Annotated in this window: 2 protein-coding genes; both read left to right on the top strand. The window is 56.5% G+C overall.

Annotated elements, in window-relative coordinates:
• Positions 1-75 precede the first annotated feature (75 nt).
• A complete protein-coding gene (locus tag AWB65_RS34660) occupies positions 76-1,101 on the top strand; it encodes an IS110 family RNA-guided transposase (protein ID WP_087671235.1) in 1,026 nt (341 codons plus the stop codon).
• 291 nt (positions 1,102-1,392) lie between these two features.
• Positions 1,393-2,201 (top strand): IS5 family transposase gene (locus AWB65_RS34655; RefSeq protein ID WP_087671234.1). Its coding sequence is split into 2 segments (ribosomal slippage): positions 1,393-1,741 and positions 1,741-2,201, totalling 810 coding nucleotides; the frame shifts between segments, so codons are not numbered across the junction.
• Positions 2,202-2,220: the final 19 nt, after the last annotated feature.

The following is a 2,220-nucleotide window of genomic DNA, read 5'->3' as shown; positions in this document are numbered from 1 at the left end:
ACATGCTGTAATGGGATGGTCACCCCCGCCTCTCAGCGGGTAGGCTGGAGTTAATTTCCACCGGAGGCCATTTCCATGCAAAACGTCACGTTGGTCGGGATTGATCTGGGCAAGCACTCCTTTCACTTGCATGGGCAGGACAAAGCCGGCAAAGCCGTGTTTCGCAGGAAGCTCTCACGCAAGCAGTTGGTCGAGTTCTTCGCCACGTTTCACGCCTGCACTGTGGTGATGGAGGCCTGCGCCGGCGCTCACTGGATGGCACGCAAGCTCAGCCAGTTCGGACATACCGTCAAGCTGATCTCTCCACAATTCGTGCGCCCGTTCGTCAAGAGTAACAAGAATGACTTCGTTGACGCGGAGGCTATTTGCGAGGCTGCTGCGAGACCTTCGATGCGGTTCGTGACCCCGAAGACCGAATCGCAGCAAACGCTTGCAGCACTGCACCGGGTTCGCCAAGCCCTGGTCCGCGATCGGGTATGCACTATCAACCAGATGCACGGATTCCTGCTCGAATTCGGCGTAAGCCTGCCAGTTGGCTACGCCGTTGTGAAGCGCCTATCCGTAGTGCTAGCTGAACATCAGTTACCGCCGCGCCTCGTCGCGATTCTTGAACGCCTGCACGCGCACTTCAAATATCTTACCCAGCAGATCGTTGATATCGAAAAAGAACTCGATCGGCAACTAGCCGAGGATCCGGTTGGGCAACGCCTGCTGACGATACCCGGTGTCGGTCCGATCACCGCTAGTCTGCTTGCATCGGAGCTCGGTGACGGAAAGCAGTACCGATGCGGCCGAGACTTTGCCGCCGCAGTGGGGCTGGTACCAAAGCAATACAGTACAGGCGGTAGAGCGAACCTGCTCGGAATCTCCAAGCGAGGGGACAAGAATATCCGCCACCTGCTGGTCCAGTGTGCCCGAGCACTTATGCTTCGGCTAGACAAACAGTCCGGACGCGTGGTCGATTGGGTTCGAGCAATGCTTACGCGGCGACATTCCAGCGTGGTTGCGTGTGCCCTGGCCAGCAAGCTTGCACGAATTGCATGGGCCGTCGCGAGCTCTAACACTGTATTCGACCGACAGGCGTCCGTTCCGGCATTGTGACGGTGCCGTTGCCGATAGTTTTAGGAATCAACCCACCTGGTTTTGCGACTGCTGATAACTGATGACGTGAACGGCAAAACGGCCCGGCGGAAACCCTGAAAGGTTAACGAGCTTCCTGAAGCTGCAGCTGTTATCAGGACCGCCAGGCGCGATTCTCATCGTGGCGCGAGGAACATTCCTCACAACGACGCCGGATAGATTTGTGCAAACCACTCACCCATCAAAGATCAGTGTTGCAAAAATGGGGGTGACCATAGATTAACCTTGGCCATCTAACGATGAGATCAAGGGATGGATAAGCCAATCATTGACGACGAATTGTGGAAAAGAATCGAACCTCTATTGCCACAGCCAAAGGCTCGACGCGAGAAGTACCCGGGCCGCAAGCCGGTACCCGATCGCGCGGCATTGAGCGGCATTGTGTTTGTGTTACGTACGGGGCTGCGTTGGCGCGATCTACCTGCCGAAATGGGTTGCGGCTCCGGCGTGACGTGTTGGCGCCGGTTACGCGACTGGCAAGAAGCAGGTGTATGGGATCGATTGCACGAACTGCTTCTTGCCGAGCTACGCGCAACTGGCCAAATCGACCTCTCGCGCGTGATTCTCGATTCGTCTTCTGTGCGCGCTATTGGGGCGGGCCAAAAACCGGGCCAAACCCCGTAGATCGCGCGCGACCAGGGTCCAAGCACCATATCGCGACCGACGCAAATGGAGTGCCGCTCTCGATCATTCTGACCGCTGCCAATCGCCATGACGTCACACAATTGTTGCCGCTTATTGATGCGATTCCAGCTATCCGGGGCATTCGCGGTCGTCCTTTGCAAAAACCTCAAGCCGTCTATGCCGATCGCGGGTACGACTCCGAAGCACACCGCCAGAAATTGCGCGAGCGGGGTATTAAACCTGTTCTCGCGAAGCGACGCACCGAGCACGGCAGCGGCCTCGGAAAGTATCGATGGGTAGTCGAGCGTACTCATGCCTGGTTCCATAATTTCCATCGTCTTCGAATCCGCTACGAGCAACTCGCCAACATCCATGAAGCATTCTTGAAATTGGCCGCTTGCGTGATCTGCTGGAATACTCTCCAACGATCAATCTAGGCTTTTTGAAACCGCCTCT

The organism is Caballeronia humi, assembly GCF_001544475.1.
GTDB lineage: Bacteria > Pseudomonadota > Gammaproteobacteria > Burkholderiales > Burkholderiaceae > Caballeronia > Caballeronia humi.
The sequence above is the reverse complement of the archived record's forward strand: the minus strand, read 5'-3'. Positions and strand labels throughout refer to the sequence as shown.

What these genes read in the sequence shown, in the direction of transcription:
- AWB65_RS34660 (WP_087671235.1), top strand. Translation starts at nt 76, where the DNA reads ATGCAAAACGTCACGTTGGTCGGGATTGATCTGGGCAAGCACTCCTTT.